An 18,138-nucleotide genomic window follows, 5' to 3' on the forward strand; every position below is an offset into this window, starting at 1 on the left:
TTTGTTTTGTCGATCTCGCTTGGTCTTTGATGGTGTCGCAGCAGGTTTTATCTGAAGTCTACAGGCCCCGGGAGAAAAGTTTCCCCGCTGTTGTCTGGCTGCTGCTTTCCACACCGCACCAATCGCGACTTTCAATATCCGGCGCAGCAATGACGGGCCGCCCCCATTCTGTTTTATCGACAGTGAGGAATGCCACCGTTCGACTGTGCCGAGGAGCTCAGCTTACATGGCAGACAAAATGCTTATCGACGCGTCTCACGAGGAAGAGACGCGCGTCGTTGTCGTTCGCGGAAACCGCATAGAAGAATTTGACTTCGAGTCACAGCACAAGAAGCAAATTCGCGGCAACATCTATCTCGCAAAGGTAACGAGGGTAGAGCCCTCGCTGCAAGCCGCATTCGTCGATTACGGCGGCAACCGGCATGGCTTCCTGGCCTTTGCCGAAATCCATCCCGACTACTACCAGATCCCGCTGGCCGACCGTCAGGCCCTGTTGCGTGCGGAAGCCGAAGAGCATCGTCGCGACGACGATGTCGAGCAGGTCGAAACCGCGACGATGGATCCTGCAACCCAAGCGCAGCCTGATGTCGGAATCGTGGCCGAGGGCGACCCGGCCACCATGGCCGAAGGGGCCATGCCGGCTGTCGAAACAGCAGAAAGCGTAGCCGAAGAGGGCCCCGTCAAGAAAGCCAAGCCGCGCCGTAGTCGCAAGAAGGTTGTACCGGTTGCCGATACCGAAACGGCGGCAGCGAGCACCGATAGCGAGGTCACCGCTGCGACCGGCAGTGAGGACGACGGTTCTTCCGGCGGCGAAATGGCAGCGATGGTCGAGACGGACTCGATCTCCGAGGACGTTGACGCCCGCCGCCGTGGCGGTGATGACGATGACGATGATCATGATCACGAAGAAGAAGTGATCGAGAACGTCGGCGCCGAAGACGCGATGGAAGAAGTTCCCGATCGCGTGCAGCGCAAGCCGCGCAAGCAGTACCGCATCCAGGAAGTCATCAAGCGTCGCCAGATTCTGCTCGTTCAGGTCGCCAAGGAAGAACGTGGCAACAAGGGCGCTGCCCTGACCACATATCTTTCGCTAGCTGGCCGCTACTCGGTTCTTATGCCGAACACGGCACGTGGCGGGGGTATCTCCCGCAAGATCACCAATCCTCAGGACCGCAAGCGCCTCAAGGAAATCGCACGGATGCTCGAAGTGCCGCAGGGCATGGGCGTCATCCTGCGCACCGCAGGCGCCAATCGCACCAAGGTCGAGGTCAAGCGCGATTTCGAATATCTGATGCGTCTGTGGGAAAACGTACGCACACTGACGCTGGCGTCGACGGCTCCCTGCCTCGTCTACGAAGAAGGCTCGCTGATCAAACGCTCGATCCGGGACCTCTACAACAAGGATATCAGCGAGGTCATCGTTTCCGGCGAGGAAGGCTATCGTGAAGCGAAAGACTTCATGAAGATGCTGATGCCGAGCCACGCCAAGGTGGTTCAGCCCTACCGAGACATTCACCCGATCTTCTCGCGCTCCGGCATCGAAGCGCAGCTCGATCGCATGCTTCAACCGCAAGTGACGCTTAAGTCCGGCGGCTACCTGATCATGACCCAGACGGAAGCACTGGTCTCGATCGACGTCAACTCGGGCCGTTCAACGCGTGAGCATTCGATCGAAGACACCGCGCTGCAGACGAACCTCGAGGCTGCGGAAGAAGTCGCGCGCCAGTTGCGCCTGCGCGACCTTGCCGGCCTGATCGTCATCGACTTCATCGACATGGAAGAAAAGCGCAACAACCGCGCCGTCGAGAAGAAGCTCAAGGAATGCCTGAAGAACGACCGCGCCCGCATCCAGGTCGGCCGGATCTCGCACTTCGGCCTGCTCGAGATGTCGCGCCAGCGCATCCGCGCATCCGTTCTCGAATCGACAACCCAGGTCTGCTCGCATTGCGGCGGCACGGGTCACGTCCGATCGCAGTCCTCCGTCGCGCTGCATGTGCTTCGCGGCATCGAGGAGTACCTGCTCAAGAACACGACGCACGACATAACGGTCCGCACCACGCCTGAGATTGCACTCTACCTTCTCAACCACAAGCGCCAGACGATCATCGACTATGAGGCACGCTTCGGTGTTGCCATTATCATCGATGCCGACGGCTCTGTTGGAGCGCAGCATTTCGCAATCGACCGCGGTGAGCCCGTCGAAAATCCGGTGAAGATAGAAACCCTCTTCAATTTCGCGGCCATTCCTGAAGACGACGACGACGATGTCGTGATCGAGGCGGACGAAGACGAGGATGAAGAACTGGAAGAAAAGCCGGTTGCTGCCGAGCGTCCTGTGGCTGCTCGTGCCGAGAGCGAAGGCGATGGCCGCAAGCGCAAACGCCGCCGCCGCCGTCGCGGCCGCACTGGCAATGCCGAGCAGCAGTCGTCTGTTGACGCCGTTTCCGGGGAAGCTCTGGAAGGCGAAGACGATGATGGCGACGACGAGACCAGCGATGGCGAGGAGGACGTTTCCGCATCCGAGGCTCGCGACGAGAGCGACGAATCACAACGCCGCAAGCGCCGCCGGCGCGGCAAGCGGGGCGGACGCCGCAACCGCGAGGACGGCGATCTGGAAACATCGTCCGCAGGATCTGAAGACGACGAGAGCCCAGTGGCTGCCAACGCGGGGGCGACCGAAGCTGTCAATCCGGCAACGGCTGCAGTCGAAGTGATCGAGACCGTAGCCGAGGAGGCGGTCGAAAGCCTGTCAGCCATGGCAGCCGTTGAGACGGGAGCATCTGTCACCGAGGATGTAAAGCCGAAGCGTGCGCGCCGTAGCCGCAAGGCCTCGCCAATCGAAGAGCCTGTCGTGGAAGATGCCATCGCTGAGACAGCTCCCCAGGCCGAGACCGAATCGGTCGCCGCCGCTGCGGACCTTGATGCACCGACCGAGGAAGAGGCAAAGCCTGTCCGTGCCAACAGAGGATCAAACATCTCCTCGTCGGAACCGACGGTTAAGTCGACGCGCGGCGAAGCGGTCGAGGCCGAAGGTGATGGAAAGCCGAAAAAGGCCGGGTGGTGGCAACGCCGCGGTTTTTTCTGAGATTGATCTTCGGACGTAAATGACGGAATCCGGCTGTGGCGACGCAGCCGGATTTTTTGTCGGCGCCCAGACCCGTTTAAGTTGGCTAGCTGGCCGGAATGTAGGTCAGAACCAAGTTGCCGTTACCAAATGCGCGATTGCCGGTCAGTTGCAGCCGTATCGTCTCGCCAATATCGGCGAACACGGACTGCCCGCGCCCGAGCACAATCGGCACGACAACGAATTGAAAGCCGTCGACCAGCCCCGCGGTCGCCAGTTGGCGGACGATGCTACCGCTGCCAAGCACGACGAGATCCCTTCCCTGCTCTCGCTTGAGGACGCGGATCGTGTCGACAGGATCGTCGTTAGTCAGCCTCGTGTTCGCCCAGGTCGCCTCGCGCGTCTTTCTAGAGAAGACGAGCTTGGGAAGGCTGTTCATCCCTTCCGCCACAACCGGATCGTTTTGCTTGGCGACGGCGGTTGGCCAATAGGCCGCCATGAGGTCGTAGGTCACCCGTCCCATCACCAGTTCGCCGCCGGCGCTGGCGTTGCCGGCGACAAACGCGTTGAATTCCGTGTCGTCGCTGTGAGCCCAGTTCAGGTCACCATTTTCATCCGCAAAGTAGCCGTCGAGTGAAATGCTGAGGAATATTCGGAGTTTGCGCATGGAAAGGCTCCCGGTCCGCTAGCGTCCTACAAAGGACGCCGGCACCTGACTGGTTCCGACAACAAGCCGCCTATTATCTCGTGACAACGACGAACCCCGTCCCCGACGCCGCTTGTTTAATCCCGCTCGGCGATGGCGGTCGCGTGCGGATACTCGCCATAGAAGCCGCGCCAGTTTGCGACGGCAAACCCAAGGACTACGAGCGCACCCGCCTGATGCAGCAGTCCCCAATGAAGAGGGACCGCCAACAGAAGCGTCATGATTCCGATTGCTGCCTGGATCGTCACCAGCACGAACAGCACGACGGCGCGCCGCGCGTGCGTAGTCGAAGGCGTCGCCCAAAGCGTGATGATCATATTGATCAACACCAGCGAAAATAGAGCATAGGCGCCAAGGCGATGAACGAACTGCACGGTCTTCGGATTCTCGAAGAAGTTGATCCAGCCCGGCTGTTGAATCAAAAGGTCCGAGGGAATGACGGCGCCATCCATCAAGGGCCAGGTGTTGTAGGTGAATCCGGCGTCCAGTCCGGCAACCAGTGCACCAAGATATATCTGGAATAGCGCGAAAATGGCAATTGCTGCCGCCCATACGTGGGAACGCCTCGTCGGGGCAGCATCGTCCGAGTGGGGAGAGAGCCCGCGCGCGATCCACATACAGGAGACGAAGATCAGACAGGCCATGACAAGGTGCGTGGCGAGCCGATATTGGCTGACATCCGTCCGCACGGACAGGCCGGATGACACCATCCACCAGCCGATCCCACCTTGCAGTCCGCCCAATGCGAGAATGCCAACGAGCGGCCAGCGCAGACGCCGCTCGACCTTTCCGGTCGCCCAGAAATAGATGAGCGGCAAAGCAAAGATCACGCCAATGCCACGGGCGATCAGGCGATGCGCCCATTCCCACCAGAAGATGCTCTTGAACTCATCGACGGTCATGTCGCTGTTGAGTTGATGATACTCGGGGATGCGTTGGTAGAGCTTGAACTCCTCCTCCCACTCCGCGGCACTCAAAGGAGGAATCACGCCATGGATCGGCTTCCACTCCGTGATTGACAGACCCGAGTTCGTTAGCCGTGTGGCGCCGCCGACGATCACAAGACAGAACAGCGCCAGCAGCACGAATCCAAGCCAAATACGGACGGCGCGACGATCGCTGTCCTGCTTGTGCACCTGACGCAAAATTTCCTGTTCCGTCGGTGGGTTCGCGATAGCCATGCCTGCTCCTTGTGTCGGGCAGTTGATTTGCCTTAGCGGCTCATGCAAAACAAGCCCCGAACCTTTGCGGCATGCCGTCGCGGTCGTTCCGAACCCAAGAGTGGAAAGTTTTAGATGCCAGTCCGCCTTCGTAAATTCATCGGCACGATCGTCATCGTCGTTCTCGTGCTCGCCTACGCGGTACTGGCGAACACAATTGCCGTCGCAACACTCGGCAACGCGCCCTGGTGGGGCCACCTGCTCTACTTTTCCCTGACCGGCTTGCTCTGGGTGCTCCCTGCCATGGTCATCATCAAGTGGATGGCTGGACCCAAGCAACGATGAAGCGTTAACGGCGAACTAACCCTGATACAGGGAAAGCCGGACTGCGCGCAGTTCATAAACGAAATGAACGCTTCTGCCCCCTATCCTCTCCGCTCACCAAGTAGACTGGAGAGATGTCGTGTTGACACGGAGTGTTCCCGTTCCGGATAGACCGGACGTGCCGGAGACCGAAGGGGGCATTTCTCGCGTTGAGTCGCTGGACGCACGATTTACCAACGCCAATCTCGACGTCGTCGTCATCGATGCGATGCCGACACTGGAGCAAGCCTGGCGTGAACTTGAGTGCGACGATCTGAACTCGTTGCACCAGGGCTATGACTGGTGCCTGGCCTGGGTACGAGCCTATCAAAACCCGCTGGCAATCCTTTGGGGCAAGCTGGCCCACGAGACCGCCTTCATCCTGCCGCTCGAGATCACGAGGTCGCACGGCGCGCGAGTTGCCACGTTCATCGGCGCCGACCACAGCAATATCAATACCGGCCTGTTTTCGAACCGTTTCCTGGAAGGAACTGGCGATCTCGATGCACATCGCTTCGCCGACCTGCTGCGGCAAGCACTGGCCGGTCTGGCCGACTTACTGCTGCTCCAGAATATTCCTCTGGAATGGCGCGGGCGCCAGAATCCGCTTGCTCTCCTGCCCATGGTCCAGAACCAGAACCATGCATACCGGCTTCCTCTTCTCGACAGCTTCGACACTACGCTCAGGCAATTGAATGCAAAAAATAGACGCAAGAAGTTTCGCGTTCAATCCAAACGTCTGGAGGCCCTTGGCGGTTTCGAGTATGTCGCCGGCGGCACCACCAACGAGCAGCATCGGCTCCTTGATCTCTTTTTCAAACAGAAAAGCGAACGCTTCGAGACACTTGGCTTGCCGGACGTATTTGCCCGCCCCGAAACGAAGCAGTTCCTGCATGGGGCGATCGACATCCGCGACGCGGACCGGCAAATCCTGGGCCTCGAGATGCACGCGATTCGCCTCAAGGGTCAACGCGATGGATACATTGCGGCACTTTCCGGCATTTCACGGAAAGGCGATCACGTCATCTGCCAGTTCAGCTCGATTGACGAGAGCGTCGGTGCGGATGCGAGCCCCGGCGAATTCCTGTTCTGGCAAATGATCGAAGGTCAACACAACAAAGGCGTCAGCATGTTCGATTTCGGCCTTGGCGATCAGGGATACAAGCGCTCGTGGGCGCCTGTCGAAACAGCGCACTACGACGTCGTCCTGTCCCTTACGGCGCGCGGTAGCGTTGCCGGTCTGGCGCACCGCGCGATCACACGCGGCAAGGCCTTCGTAAAATCACATCCTCGGCTCTACAGGATTGCGCAGCGCACGCGCAGGATGATTGGCGTCTGATCAAGCGGCATGACGCGAAAGCCCACGTTCGACCGGCTCTTGGCTGCCCGACATCAGGATGACGCGCTCATAGCCCGCCGCTTCAAAGTCGGTCATTGCCGAGACGAACTCTTGCTCGGCAATCTCGGGCATGGAGAGAATGATTTCGATATCCTTGCTTCCCGTCAGGCGGGAGACGCCCGCTACGTCAGCAACCCCACATTCGACGATCACCAGATCATAGGCGGACACCAGCGCATCGAGTAGCAGCGAAAGCCGATCGGCGCCACGCATTGCCCGGCGCACATCGCTCGCGCCCTGAGGGATGAAATGCGCGTCTGAGCGGCAATCGCCGTGGATAGTATCTCCGAAGGCAGCGCGACCGCAGAGCAAATCCGTTATGCCAAGTACGCTCTGATCGCCCGCCATGAGTTCGCTAGGATGACCCGAACCGGTCATATCGACCAGAATCACCCTTGAGCCCTCTTTCGCCAGGTGGCGGACAAGCCCTACCGTCGCTGCTGAACCGTCATCGCCGGTCGGCGAGATGGCAATGGCAAGCGGCGCGCGGCTACCGCGAAGGTAGTCCGCAACAGACGCGATCGAAAACTCGTTGGCCGCTGGGGCGTCCACCTCCTCATCTTCGATATCCTCCGCTTCGGCGGGCGTCGCCAGCATGCTTTGCATGGCGGGAAGCGCATCGGTGCCCGGACTGTCGTCCTCCTCTGTACGCGACACAACCTGGGGGATAACGACAGGACGCAGAGCGCGGCCGCTGAACAGTTCGGCCAGCATGATCGCAATCGACGTCATGATAAACGTTGCGAGAGCAGCCACGATCACGATCGGAACCACCTTCGGGAAATATGGATCGACCTGCTGGATCGCCTTGGAGACGATACGGGCATCTGCAGGGCTCGAGTTCTTGTCGGCGCGCGATGCAGCCTCGCGGTACCGCGACAGGTATGTCTCGAGAAGCTGGCGCTGGGCGTTGGCTTCGCGACCAAGGGCGTTGAGGCCGACCTCGTCCTCGCCCGCCCGTGCACTGTTCGCCTTCAGCTTGTCCAGCTGCTGCTCGAGTTCCTTCTGCCGAAGGCTGGCAACCTTCGCCTCGCTCTCGATGCTTGCCAGAATCTTCTGCGTCTCCTGGCGGGTCTGGGCCTTGATGTCAGCCAACTGGGCACGGAGGCCCTTGAGCCGTGGATGGTTGTTCAGCAATGAGGTCTGCAGGTCAGAGATCTGCGACTGCAGTGCCGACTCCGTCCCCTTCAGGCGTTGCATCGACTGCGAGTTCATAATGTCCTGAAGCGTATCGGACGGCTCGCCGGAGGACAAAGCGTTGCGCACAGACTGCGCCCTTGCCTCGGCATTCGCCCGATCACCGCGAACGCGGGTCAGTTCGGCGGAAATGTCGTTCAGCTGCTGTGTCGGAAAGTTGGTGCCACCGGTCGTCGGCAGCAGGCCGTGCTCGGCGCGATACTCGGCAACCTTCTGCTCGGCTTCATTCACCTTCTGGCGAAGACCCTCGATCTCGGGCTCCAGCCAGCGAGTGGCCTCCGAATTGGAGTCGAGCTTCGCGCCGCTTTGCGCGGCAAGATAAACGGCGGCCATTGCATTCGGGATCGTCGCAGCCAGTTTCGGATCCTTCGACGTGAAGGTGATGCCGATCACGCGCGATCCCGGCACCTGATAGACCTGCAGCCGCTCGGTGAATGCATCGATGACCCGCTCCTCGGGCGGATTTTCGAAAGGGTTCTTCTTGAGATGGAGCGCGACGAGAATATCCGTGAGGGCCGAACCATTCGCGGCCGCGTCGAATTCAGGCAGCTCAAAAAGCTTCTGGCTGTTGATGACCTGCTTTATCAGGTCGGCCGATTGCAACAGTTGGACCTGGCTTGCGATGTTGAGTTCATCGAGTAACGGGCTAGCGCTGGCATCATTCGTCTGTGCGTTGGAGAAGGCGGCGGCACGCGGCTCAATGAGGATGCGTGTCTCGCTCCGGTATTTCGGCGAGATCATCGCGGCGCCCGCGAAGGCAACGCCCGCCCCGAGCAGCGTGATCGCCGCTACCTTCAGCCGGCGCGCCCAGACAGCGCGAACCAGCTGCCCAAGGTCAATATCGACATCCTGATTACGCGTTACGCCGGACATGCCTGAACTCCGAGAACAAACTCGCGGCGATCGTAAATGACTATAGTAACCCAACGGTTAATGTTCGGGCTTTGGGCACGACGGCGCAGCAAGGCAAAGCACCGGTAAAAAAATCGCAGGCTTTTACCAGCTATTAACCCTAACGGATCGATAACGACTGAGATTGAATTCGTTTCCCATGAGCAAGCACGGATGCCTTTCGTACAGCCCAAATTATTGATGGCATTGAGCCTTGCCGCCATGACAGTGGCAGTGAGCGGCTGCAATAGCTACAAGCCCGCACCACGCGCTTTCAATGAGGCGACGATCCAGCCTTACGCACTGGACAGCGGTGACCGGCTGCGGATAACCGTGTTCGACCAGCCGAGCATGACCAACACCTACACGATCGACCAGGCCGGTTATATCGCGTTTCCTCTCGTCGGCCAGGTGCCGGCCCGGGGTCGCACTCTCCAGCAGCTGTCCGGGCAGATCGCCCAGAAGCTCAAGCAGGGTTACCTGCGGGATCCGGACGTGACAATCGACGTCGACCGTTACCGTTCCGTCTTCATCATGGGCGAAGTCGGGCAATCGGGCCAATACGCCTATGTGCCTGGAATGACCGTCCAGAATGCCGTAGCTGTGGCCGGCGGCTTCACCTCGCGCGCCAATCAGAGCGCTGTCGATGTAACACGAAAAATCAACGGGCAGGTGATGACAGGACGCGTCAACATCTCCTCGGCGATCGTTGCCGGCGATACGATCTACGTCCGCGAACGGCTGTTCTGATCGCAGATGGCCAACCAACGTCCGCTTCGCATCATCCATTGCTTCAGATCGCCCGTCGGCGGGATTTTCCGTCACGTCCGTGATCTGGTGCTGGAGCATAGCAAGGCGGGACACGAGGTCGGCATTCTCTGCGATAGCTCGACTGGCGGCAAGCTTGAGGACAGACTGTTCGATGAGATCCGGCCCCATCTGGCGCTGGGACTGACGCGGGTTCCGATCCGCCGCTCGGTCAGCCTCTCAGACATCGGCGTCATCTGGGAGACATACAAGAACATTAAGAGTTTGCGGCCGGACGTGCTGCACGGACACGGCGCCAAAGGCGGTGTGCTCGCGCGGCTTGCCGGCTCAGCTCTGCGGGTGAACAGGTATCGCGTTGCCCGCCTCTATACCGCACACGGTGGAAGCCTGCACTACTCGCGCAGGTCGTTTCTAGGGCAATTCGTGCTTCGCATGGAGCGCCTGCAGGAATACTTCACGGATGCACTCGTTTTCATCTGTGAATACGAGCGTGATGCCTACATCAAGAAGGTCGGCCGGCCTCGAACGGAGACGCGGCTGATCTACAACGGCATCGCGGACCGCGACTTCGAGCTCATTCCGACGCGATCGGATGCCGTCCACTATATCTATGTCGGTATGTTGCGGGACCTTAAGGGTCCCGATCTCTTTGTGGATGCCTTTGCAAAGGCTGAGCGGATTGTCGGACGGCCGCTCTCCGCCCTGATGATCGGGGACGGGCCGGATCGCGACAGATACCGCGACATGATGGTCGAGCGCGGATTGGGCAAGCGCATCGGCATGCTGCCGGCAATGCGTGTCCAGCAGGCCTTTGCAATGTCGCAGAACCTTGTCGTGCCATCGCGCGCAGAGGCAATGCCCTATATCGTGCTTGAGGGTCTCGGCGCCGGGAAGACAATCATCGCGACGCGTGTCGGGGGCATACCGGAAGCACTGGGCCGGGATAGCCCTGCCCTTGCGCGGCCCGAAGACGCCGATGATCTTGCACGGGTCATGGCGGATGCCATCCGGATACCGGGCTGGCACGAAGCGATCATGCCGCCGATCGAACAGGTCAAGTCGATATTTTCGGCCTCCGTCATGGCAACCGACGTACTGCGGCTGTACCACGATCTGCTGGAACGCGAAGTCAAGCAGCCCGCTATTGCGGTCGCCTCGTAAACGTTTCTTAGGGGCTTTCTGCTATTGCCGTTGCTTTAACGAGCGGCGGTAGCCTCATGAACAAGGCAGAGAACAACGATCAGTTCGATCTGGAAGCACTGCGCAAGCAGCTTTCCGACGTCAATCGGCCCAAGGACGACCCCAGCGAGCAGGCATCGCCGGAACCGATCAACGCCTACGCGCGACAGATCGCGGAGCAATTCAGCGACGGAACGCGTTCGCCTGCAATCATAGTCGGCCAGTTTCGGCTGTTCGAGTTCCTGTCGCAGTTTTCGATCGGCCTTCTCGCATTCCTCATCTGGCCACCAGAAGGAGCGGAGACCCTGCTGACGCGCGCTGTCAGTGCCGTTGTCGTTGCCGCGGCCCTCGTCGGTGCGCTGCAGATTGCCGACACGTATTCCATTCCGGCTCTTCGTTCCCGCGTCCACCTCCTGCCACGCGTCTTCGCTGGCTGGGCATTCGTTTTCCTGCTCGCTTCCGCTTTCATCGCGGTGTTCACCAACGTAGATCTGAGAGAGGAGCAATCTTACCTTGCGTGGTTCGTGCTTGGCGCCCTCTTCCTGCTCGGTGCACGATTCCTTCTTGCCTATGGCATTCGCAATTGGGCGCGCAATGGCATCATGGAGCGCCGTGCCGTCATTGTCGGAGGCGGAGCGCCGGCCAGAGACCTGATCCGTGTCCTTGAGCAGCAGGTCGACAACGACATCCGTGTGTGCGGCATCTTTGACGACCGGGGCGAGAAACGATCACCGATCATGGTGGCGGGCTATCCCAAGCTCGGGACGGTCGCGGAGCTCGTCGAATTCGTACGCATGACGCGGATCGATATGCTTATCATCGCCCTTCCGCTGAGTGCGGAGGCCCGCATCTTGCAACTGTTGAAGACGCTGTGGGTGCTGCCGGTGGATATCCGCCTCGCAGCGCACGCGAACCGCCTGCGTTTCCGCCCCCGTGCCTATTCGCATGTGGGCTCGGTGCCAATGCTAGACATCTTCAACAAACCAATCCGCGATTGGGATTCAGTTGCCAAGCGGTGCTTCGACATCTTCTTCGCCCTGATCGCGCTGGCGCTTCTCTGGCCAATCATGTTCGGGGCGGCAATCGCCATCAAGACGACCTCGAAAGGGCCGGTCTTCTTCATGCAGAAGCGTCACGGCTTCAACAACGAGATCATCAATATCTTCAAGTTTCGCTCGATGTATGCCGACAAGGGCGACCCGACAGGCCGGGCTGCCGTCACGAAGGGCGACCCGCGTGTTACTCTGGTCGGGCGCTTCATCCGCAAGTCATCGATTGATGAGCTGCCGCAATTGTTCAACGTACTGAAGGGTGACCTCTCACTCGTCGGGCCGCGTCCGCACGCTGTTCTCGCCCAGGCGCGCGACCGCCCTTTTGGCGACGTCGTTGAGGGCTATTTTGCGCGGCATCGCGTGAAACCCGGCGTGACCGGCTGGGCACAGATCAACGGCTGGCGCGGCGAGGTCGACAACGACGACAAGATCAAGTTCCGCACCGCCTACGATCTCTACTATATCGAGAACTGGTCGCTTTGGTTCGATCTCAAGATCCTGTTCCTGACACCGTTCCGGTTGTTCAACACGGAAAACGCCTATTGAGCGCGATCGAGGCGATATCTCCGCGCGTCCCGCAGCCGCAACGCGCAACGTTGCGCCTGATCGGCTCTGCGATGGTCGCGTTCGGCGTCTTTCTCTCGGGTTTCGTCATCGATGAACCCGCACCGTACGAACTCTGGATGGCTGCCCTCGTTGGCATATGGTTCATTCTGGGCCTCCGTATCTCCCGGTATACAGCCCCGCTGCTCGCCCTGCTGCTGGCGTTCAACGTCGGCGGCATGCTCTCGCTGACGCAGATGAAGGACCTTGCGACCGGTCCCATGTATGTTGCCGTTTCGACCTTTCTGGCCCTGACCGCGATTTTCTACGCTGCGATCATCGAAGATAGCCACCGCCGCCTCCCTCTCATCTTCAACGCCTGGGCGTTCTCTGCAGTCATAACGTCGCTGCTCGGTATTCTGGGTTACTTCCACGCCTTCCCCGGTGCGGAAGTCTTCACCCTTTACGATCGTGCCAAGGGGGCTTTCCAGGACCCCAACGTCTTCGGGCCGTTCCTTGTGCCGCCATCGTTGTATCTCGTTCACGGCATCCTCACCGGGAACCTAAGGTCCACACCCATCAAGGCGGCCGCCTTGTTGATCTTGGCCCTTGGCGTCTTCCTGTCCTTCTCCCGCGCTGCCTGGGGGCTTTTCTTTCTCGGCATCGTTCTTCTCATCTTCATCATGCTGCTCAAGGAGCGCAGCGGTGCATTCAGGCTTCGCATCCTAATCCTGTCGCTGGCCGCGATCGTGATGCTCGTCGTATCGCTGGTCGCAGCGCTACAGTTCCCGAAGGTGAACGAACTATTCTCGGCACGTGCCCAGTTGGTGCAGCAATACGACGGTGAACACCTCGGACGATTCGACCGCCACCGCATTGGCCTTGCAATGATGATGGAACGTCCGCTTGGAATCGGGCCACTGGTCTTCGGCACCATGTTTCCGGAAGACGAGCACAATATCTGGCTTAAGTCGCTGACGACATATGGCTGGCTTGGCTTCGTTAGCTACGTCGCCCTGCTTGGCTGGACCTTTTGCCTTGGGTTCAAATATCTGCTCAGAGACCGACCGTGGCAGCCCTATATGATGATCGGTTGGATCAGCATACTCGGCCATGCTGCGATCGGAAATGTTATCGACATCGATCACTGGAGGCATGTCTACCTGCTTTTCGGCGTCGTCTGGGGCTGCGCTGCACTGGAGCAGCGGCATTTGCGCGATTGGCCCGCTTAAGCGTGGCCTGCCCCTTGCGTACGTCGGTGCGCGCGCTAGACTTCCCCCATGATCACAGCAACACAACTACGCGGCGCGCGCGCCATGACCGGCATGAGCATCGAGCAACTGGCAGCGGCATCCGGGCTGCCGGCTGATACAATCAAAACCCTTGAGCACAACGAGGCGGATGGGGAACCTCACGCCCTGCTTGCGGTCAAGGATGCTCTGGAAAAGGCGGGGATCATCTTCATTGCCAGCGGCAATCAGGACGAAGGCGGCCCCGGCGTGAGATTGAAGACGCGCTCTGCGGCCGATGAAGGCATCCGCCCCGAGAACCTCAACGCAGCAAACGACGACTGACCGTCGGAACCAATATCAATCCCGCGCGTTTTACTGCACGTTATCAAAACGTTGGGGGGAAATTCTGTGAGCCGCAATAACGGTCTCTACTTCATCATAGGCGTACTCGTCGTCATTGCTGCCGGGCTCGGCGCTTACGTTTTCCACCAGGAAAGCAAGCCGGACGGCGTCGAGATGAGCATCGGCAAAGACGGCATTTCCATTCAGGAGAATTGAAGCCTAGAGATAGGCCTTAGCCAAGCTGGCAAGTTTCGCTCGGTCCTTAACACCCTGGCGGTATAGCTGGATGATAAGGGCTCCTATCTGCTGCGCTTCCGGCGTGTTTCGCGGCAGGTCCCTGATCTTGCAGACATCGTCAAGCACCTCGCACAAGAGATCGAGGTCGTCCGAGAAAAGTGGCAAGTCGCGCGGAAGAATTGGGGATTTGAGCATCACGACGCACGTCCCGTCGAGGGCTACCTACACAAGCTGCCACATCATCGGCCGCCCATTCATAGCCGAGAATGCAGCAATTATGCGCGTGGCATGCCCAATTATCAACAGCACATTTTGCTGTGAAACATTTAAGTGATCGGCGTTTACGGTGACGTCGATAGTCATCGCGCAGCGAAGGAACGCTCAGTTCTTCAGCCGATCAAATGTCGATTGCGAATGGTGGGAACCGTCGATGATGACGCTCGCGCTCACTTTCACGATATAGGCCTCTGCCAATTCCGCCAGCACTAGCGCGACTTCATGCTCGGGCCATCCGGACAAGACAGCCCGGTCGGACAAAGCTTTAAAGCCTTCCGAAAGCGTTTCCCGGCACGTCTCGCCCGTTTCGCGGTTCAACATTGTGTCACACGCCAATATATCAACCCACGCTACATTATCTCAGTTAAATGAAATATTCGAGAGGTTGCGGTTCGATACGAGCGACAATATTTCTCGCGCGTTACGATATTCAAAAGCATTTTAAGCAAACACTGTTTCAGTCACTACCAGAAAACGTGCGCACATTGGCTTCCACTAAATGAAGCTAGTGATCCCACCTGGAAACGGCCCTTGAATTTCTGAAGCAACTCCCAATACCTTAGCCGAAGTAGAGCGACCATTCACAAACCCCGGGAAAGCGTGCATGCCTCATGACCTTGCAATAATCGGTGGCGGCATTGTCGGTCTTTCCGCCGCTCTTGAAATCTCCGGTCGCTACCCCGGTCTCTCCATCGTCGTCGTGGAGAAGGAGCCGCAAGTCGCCTTGCATCAGACGGGCCGAAACAGTGGCGTCATTCACGCCGGGGTCTACTATCAGCCAGGAAGCCTCAAGGCCCGCTTCTGCCGGGATGGCGTCGAGGCGACCATCAGCTTCTGCAGGGAGCACGGCTTGCCATTCGAGCAATGCGGAAAGATGCTTGTGGCCACCAATACCGTCGAGCTCCCGCGGATGGCCGCCTTGCACGAACGTTGCAAACAGAACGGGCTCCCGGTCGAGCAGCTAGACGCGGTGGAGCTAAGCCGGCGGGAACCGCACATTCGCGGCGTTGGTGCCTTGTTCGTGCCAACCACTGGTATCGTCGACTATGGCTTGATCGCGCGAACGATGGCGACCCTCCTGGCCGATCGGGGCGTCGAAGTTCGCACCGGGGCGGCGGTCGAGACAATCCGGGAGGAGCCGGCCGGCGTGGTCATCGGCGTTGGCGATGCCGTCGTCAGGGCGAAGAACGTGATCGCCTGCGCAGGCATCATGGCAGATCGTCTCGCCAAGCTCTGCGGTCTGAACCTTGATTTCCAGATCGTGCCATTCCGGGGCGAGTACTATCGTCTCGCTGCGGCCAAGAACAATATCGTGAACCACCTGATCTACCCGATCCCGGATCCGGCACTGCCCTTCCTCGGTGTTCATCTGACGAAGATGATTGGCGGCTATGTGACGGTAGGGCCAAATGCGGTGCTTGCCTTCGCCAGAGAGGGGTACCGCTTCTTCGACGTCAGCGTCACGGACCTCGCGGAGATGGTTCGCTACCAGGGATTCCGGCGCGTCATTCGTTCCAATCTCCGATCCGGTCTTTCGGAAATGTGGAATTCGCTGAACAAGCGGGGCTACCTGGCGCTATGCCAACGGTACTGCCCCGAGCTCCGGCTGAGCGATCTCGAACCTTATCGCGCCGGCATACGGGCCCAGGCGGTTCTGGCGGACGGCACGCTTGCCCATGATTTTCTCATACGCGAGACCAACCGAACGATCCACGTGTGCAACGCTCCGTCGCCGGCTGCTACATCGGCAATACCGATTGCCAGGGATCTGGCCTCGCGCGCGGCCGCGCGGTTCGGCTGGCAAACATCCAAAGCGGTCCAGCACTAAATGGCCAAGAGGCCGCGTGATGCGGGCAGAACGTTTCAGGCCTGACTCGGTCGCAAACAACGTCGTTTCTGTCCACGGACAGTGGGACCGACCGAAAAAAACCGCGCTATAACACGCTGGTGATCCTCGTGGCGGGATGGACGTCGAGCCATTGAGTTGCATATGGCTTGTTCATGGCGTTGAAGTGGTTGAAGTGGTGGGCATCAGCAAGGAACAAATTCAAATGAACCGATTTCTCACAATCATAGTGGCCATAACGATTATCAGCGTCGCCACTAGCTCATGCGCAAACTACCCGATGTCGATGGGATCGGCATCAGGCTACGTGCCGGGAGATTCCATGAACCGAGCATGCAGCGACGGATTCAGGCCCAGCGACGGTCGGTCTTGCAGTTACTGACGAGCAGAACTCCATCCGCGCCGTGCATCTCCCCTTGGCGGTTTTCCGCGAGCAAGCCACCGGTGGGTGTTGGCCGAACCATCGACGCCACAAATGCCATTCCGCATCTATCAGTCTGACTGATCAGTACGGATATGAACTTTCTACCGAGTTGTGCATTCACCTAGCTTGATCGTAGGAGTTGGGAGGCATCCATGCGATACGCGGTTATTCAAGGTTCCGACCTGTGTATTGTTTCGCGCATCAGAGCCGAAGCTGAAAGGGAGCGCGAATTCTTCACTTCAGGCCGGAGCGCGGCACAGGTCGTTGAAATTGGCGAAAGCCCGGAGGACCTCTGCTCGTTGTTACGGGAACTGGCTCGCCAAGGTCTCCTGGGCGCGACCAGACGAAATCTGGAAAACGAACTGTCAAAGGACCTTGCAGGGAAGCCGCTATAAGTAGCTCCGGTGCGGAGGCGACTATCGGACGGATCGCGACGGCGGGACGATGGTTTTAGCGGGAAGACCTAAGAGATAAAGTAGGCGCGCTGTCTGCGTCAGAGGACTAATACAGTCCCAATACGCGTATCAGGCTGACCAGGAAACCGGCCACTGCGCCAACGACCGCAATGGCGACCAAAATGTACAAGGCTCGCTTTATCATTCTCGTCTTTCGGCGTTTGTGGCCGGATCACCGTGCAGCGTGTGACCGTTCGGAAAGCGTACGTTCCTGATCAGACCTCTTCCTTCTTTTTGATCTTCACCTTCTGTTCTACCGGCGTTTCAGGTGTTGGCGCGAGCAGCTTGCGCAATGAGGAGATCTGGTCCTTCACGAGCGGTCGAAACCGTGTGGCGCGAAACGGCATGTCCGCCGCGCCATAACCTTCCGGCCCGTCGTCGTTGCCGCGATGAAGCTCCTCAAGCTTCACGCCGAAAAACGTGCCATCGATGTAGTGCGTATACTCGCCCACCCACCGCAGAGTGTAGATCTCGCCCTTTCGAATACCCTGATCGATACTGACATTCTTGAATTTGTCATCGATGCAGACGACCTTCTGGCCCACATGGAATTCGTAGCTCATTGTGTCATTCACCTCTAGCCACCAGCCCTGGAGGAGCATAGCTCTCCAGATACATTGGGGACTGCACAGTCTCCAACTGGTTGATGTCGATCGACATCTGAGACGCACGAGTGCCAAAGTATCTGGCAAAATATTCGGCTGAAAGAAAGATAGCCAGCTCCGGGGAACTGGCTATATATCAGCTTAGATTGGTCGGAATGGCCGGATTTGAACCGACGACCCCTTGACCCCCAGTCAAGTGCGCTACCAGACTGCGCTACATTCCGTCACTGCAAAATCCCGACCGGTTCAAGAGTCTCGCAAGTCCACTTGGTGGACCAGAGATACTGCCTGCGCCTGCCGAAACAGCTTGATCCTGTTAGTCTGTTGAGATTTTTGGCGCAAGTGAAAAATATGACGGCGAAGACAAAAACAGCAACTGACTACGGCCTCGGGAAACCC

The 18,138-nt window shown here is 58.9% G+C and carries 16 protein-coding genes and 1 tRNA gene; 10 read left to right on the forward strand and 7 right to left on the reverse strand.

The features are described from left to right. Positions 1 to 226: 226 nt before the first annotated feature. Positions 227 to 3,085 carry a ribonuclease E/G gene (locus ASC90_RS08415; RefSeq protein WP_056538200.1) on the forward strand — a complete coding sequence of 953 codons (2,859 nt, stop codon included), beginning with the start codon at positions 227 to 229 and terminating at the stop codon, positions 3,083 to 3,085. Positions 3,086 to 3,170: 85 nt separating this feature from the next. Here ASC90_RS08415 and ASC90_RS08420 read toward each other — a convergent pair whose 3' ends face one another. Continuing rightward, positions 3,171 to 3,731, reverse strand: coding sequence for a dihydrofolate reductase family protein (locus ASC90_RS08420; protein WP_056538204.1), 561 nt, complete (start codon positions 3,729 to 3,731; stop codon positions 3,171 to 3,173). A gap of 116 nt (positions 3,732 to 3,847) precedes the next feature. After that, complete coding sequence (locus tag ASC90_RS08425) at positions 3,848 to 4,951, reverse strand: COX15/CtaA family protein (RefSeq protein ID WP_056538208.1); 1,104 nt, start codon at positions 4,949 to 4,951, stop codon at positions 3,848 to 3,850. Between the two features lie 114 nt (positions 4,952 to 5,065). Here ASC90_RS08425 and ASC90_RS08430 point away from each other — a divergent pair, with 114 nt between their 5' ends. Both ASC90_RS08430 and ASC90_RS08435 read left to right on the forward strand, forming a co-directional pair. Next, a complete protein-coding gene (locus ASC90_RS08430; protein ID WP_056538211.1) occupies positions 5,066 to 5,275 on the forward strand; it encodes a DUF2842 domain-containing protein in 210 nt (69 codons plus the stop codon). Positions 5,276 to 5,432: 157 nt separating this feature from the next. Beyond that, a complete protein-coding gene (locus tag ASC90_RS08435) occupies positions 5,433 to 6,632 on the forward strand; it encodes a GNAT family N-acetyltransferase (RefSeq protein ID WP_244480351.1) in 1,200 nt (399 codons plus the stop codon). Here the strand turns inward: ASC90_RS08435 and ASC90_RS08440 are convergent, their stop codons facing one another. Then, the gene (locus ASC90_RS08440) at positions 6,633 to 8,762 is read right to left on the reverse strand and encodes a Wzz/FepE/Etk N-terminal domain-containing protein (RefSeq protein ID WP_056538216.1); all 2,130 of its coding nucleotides are present in this window, start codon (positions 8,760 to 8,762) and stop codon (positions 6,633 to 6,635) included. Positions 8,763 to 8,954: 192 nt separating this feature from the next. On the opposite strand from ASC90_RS08440, the gene ASC90_RS08445 reads away from it, so the two are divergent. The 6 genes from ASC90_RS08445 to ASC90_RS29275 all read left to right on the forward strand — a co-directional run bounded on the left by ASC90_RS08445 (position 8,955) and on the right by ASC90_RS29275 (position 14,112). After that, positions 8,955 to 9,530 (forward strand): polysaccharide biosynthesis/export family protein, encoded by a 576-nt coding sequence (locus ASC90_RS08445; RefSeq protein ID WP_056538219.1) that lies wholly within the window; start codon positions 8,955 to 8,957, stop codon positions 9,528 to 9,530. A 6-nt stretch (positions 9,531 to 9,536) separates the two neighbouring features. Further along, on the forward strand, positions 9,537 to 10,709 hold the full coding sequence (locus ASC90_RS08450) for a glycosyltransferase (protein ID WP_056538222.1): 1,173 nt from the start codon (positions 9,537 to 9,539) through the stop codon (positions 10,707 to 10,709). A 56-nt stretch (positions 10,710 to 10,765) separates the two neighbouring features. Beyond that, positions 10,766 to 12,325, forward strand: a complete 1,560-nt coding sequence (locus tag ASC90_RS08455; protein WP_056538224.1) for an undecaprenyl-phosphate glucose phosphotransferase — start codon at positions 10,766 to 10,768, stop codon at positions 12,323 to 12,325. Further along, complete coding sequence (locus tag ASC90_RS08460) at positions 12,322 to 13,554, forward strand: O-antigen ligase family protein (RefSeq protein WP_056538227.1); 1,233 nt, start codon at positions 12,322 to 12,324, stop codon at positions 13,552 to 13,554. The genes ASC90_RS08455 and ASC90_RS08460 overlap by 4 nt, the downstream gene beginning before the upstream one ends. Before the next feature lie 48 nt (positions 13,555 to 13,602). Continuing rightward, complete coding sequence (locus tag ASC90_RS08465; protein WP_056538230.1) at positions 13,603 to 13,896, forward strand: helix-turn-helix transcriptional regulator; 294 nt, start codon at positions 13,603 to 13,605, stop codon at positions 13,894 to 13,896. Between the two features lie 66 nt (positions 13,897 to 13,962). After that, entirely contained in the window at positions 13,963 to 14,112 is a 150-nt protein-coding gene (locus ASC90_RS29275; RefSeq protein WP_200950865.1) for a hypothetical protein, read from the forward strand. 3 nt (positions 14,113 to 14,115) lie between these two features. On the opposite strand, the gene ASC90_RS08470 is transcribed toward ASC90_RS29275, so the two are convergent. Both ASC90_RS08470 and ASC90_RS08475 read right to left on the reverse strand, forming a co-directional pair. Then, positions 14,116 to 14,328 carry a hypothetical protein gene (locus tag ASC90_RS08470; RefSeq protein ID WP_056538233.1) on the reverse strand — a complete coding sequence of 71 codons (213 nt, stop codon included), beginning with the start codon at positions 14,326 to 14,328 and terminating at the stop codon, positions 14,116 to 14,118. Positions 14,329 to 14,514: 186 nt separating this feature from the next. Beyond that, positions 14,515 to 14,730 carry a hypothetical protein gene (locus tag ASC90_RS08475; RefSeq protein WP_056538236.1) on the reverse strand — a complete coding sequence of 72 codons (216 nt, stop codon included), beginning with the start codon at positions 14,728 to 14,730 and terminating at the stop codon, positions 14,515 to 14,517. A gap of 283 nt (positions 14,731 to 15,013) precedes the next feature. Here ASC90_RS08475 and lhgO point away from each other — a divergent pair, with 283 nt between their 5' ends. Then, on the forward strand, positions 15,014 to 16,237 hold the full coding sequence (gene lhgO / locus ASC90_RS08480) for an L-2-hydroxyglutarate oxidase (RefSeq protein ID WP_056538239.1): 1,224 nt from the start codon (positions 15,014 to 15,016) through the stop codon (positions 16,235 to 16,237). Between the two features lie 1,112 nt (positions 16,238 to 17,349). Here the strand turns inward: lhgO and ASC90_RS08490 are convergent. Beyond that, entirely contained in the window at positions 17,350 to 17,697 is a 348-nt protein-coding gene (locus ASC90_RS08490) for a hypothetical protein (RefSeq protein ID WP_056538383.1), read from the reverse strand. A gap of 189 nt (positions 17,698 to 17,886) precedes the next feature. Beyond that, a tRNA-Pro gene (locus ASC90_RS08495) sits at positions 17,887 to 17,963 on the reverse strand. Between the last annotated feature and the right edge of the window lie 175 nt (positions 17,964 to 18,138).

It is taken from the genome of Rhizobium sp. Root1220 (genome assembly GCF_001426265.1).
Lineage (GTDB): Bacteria > Pseudomonadota > Alphaproteobacteria > Rhizobiales > Rhizobiaceae > Rhizobium.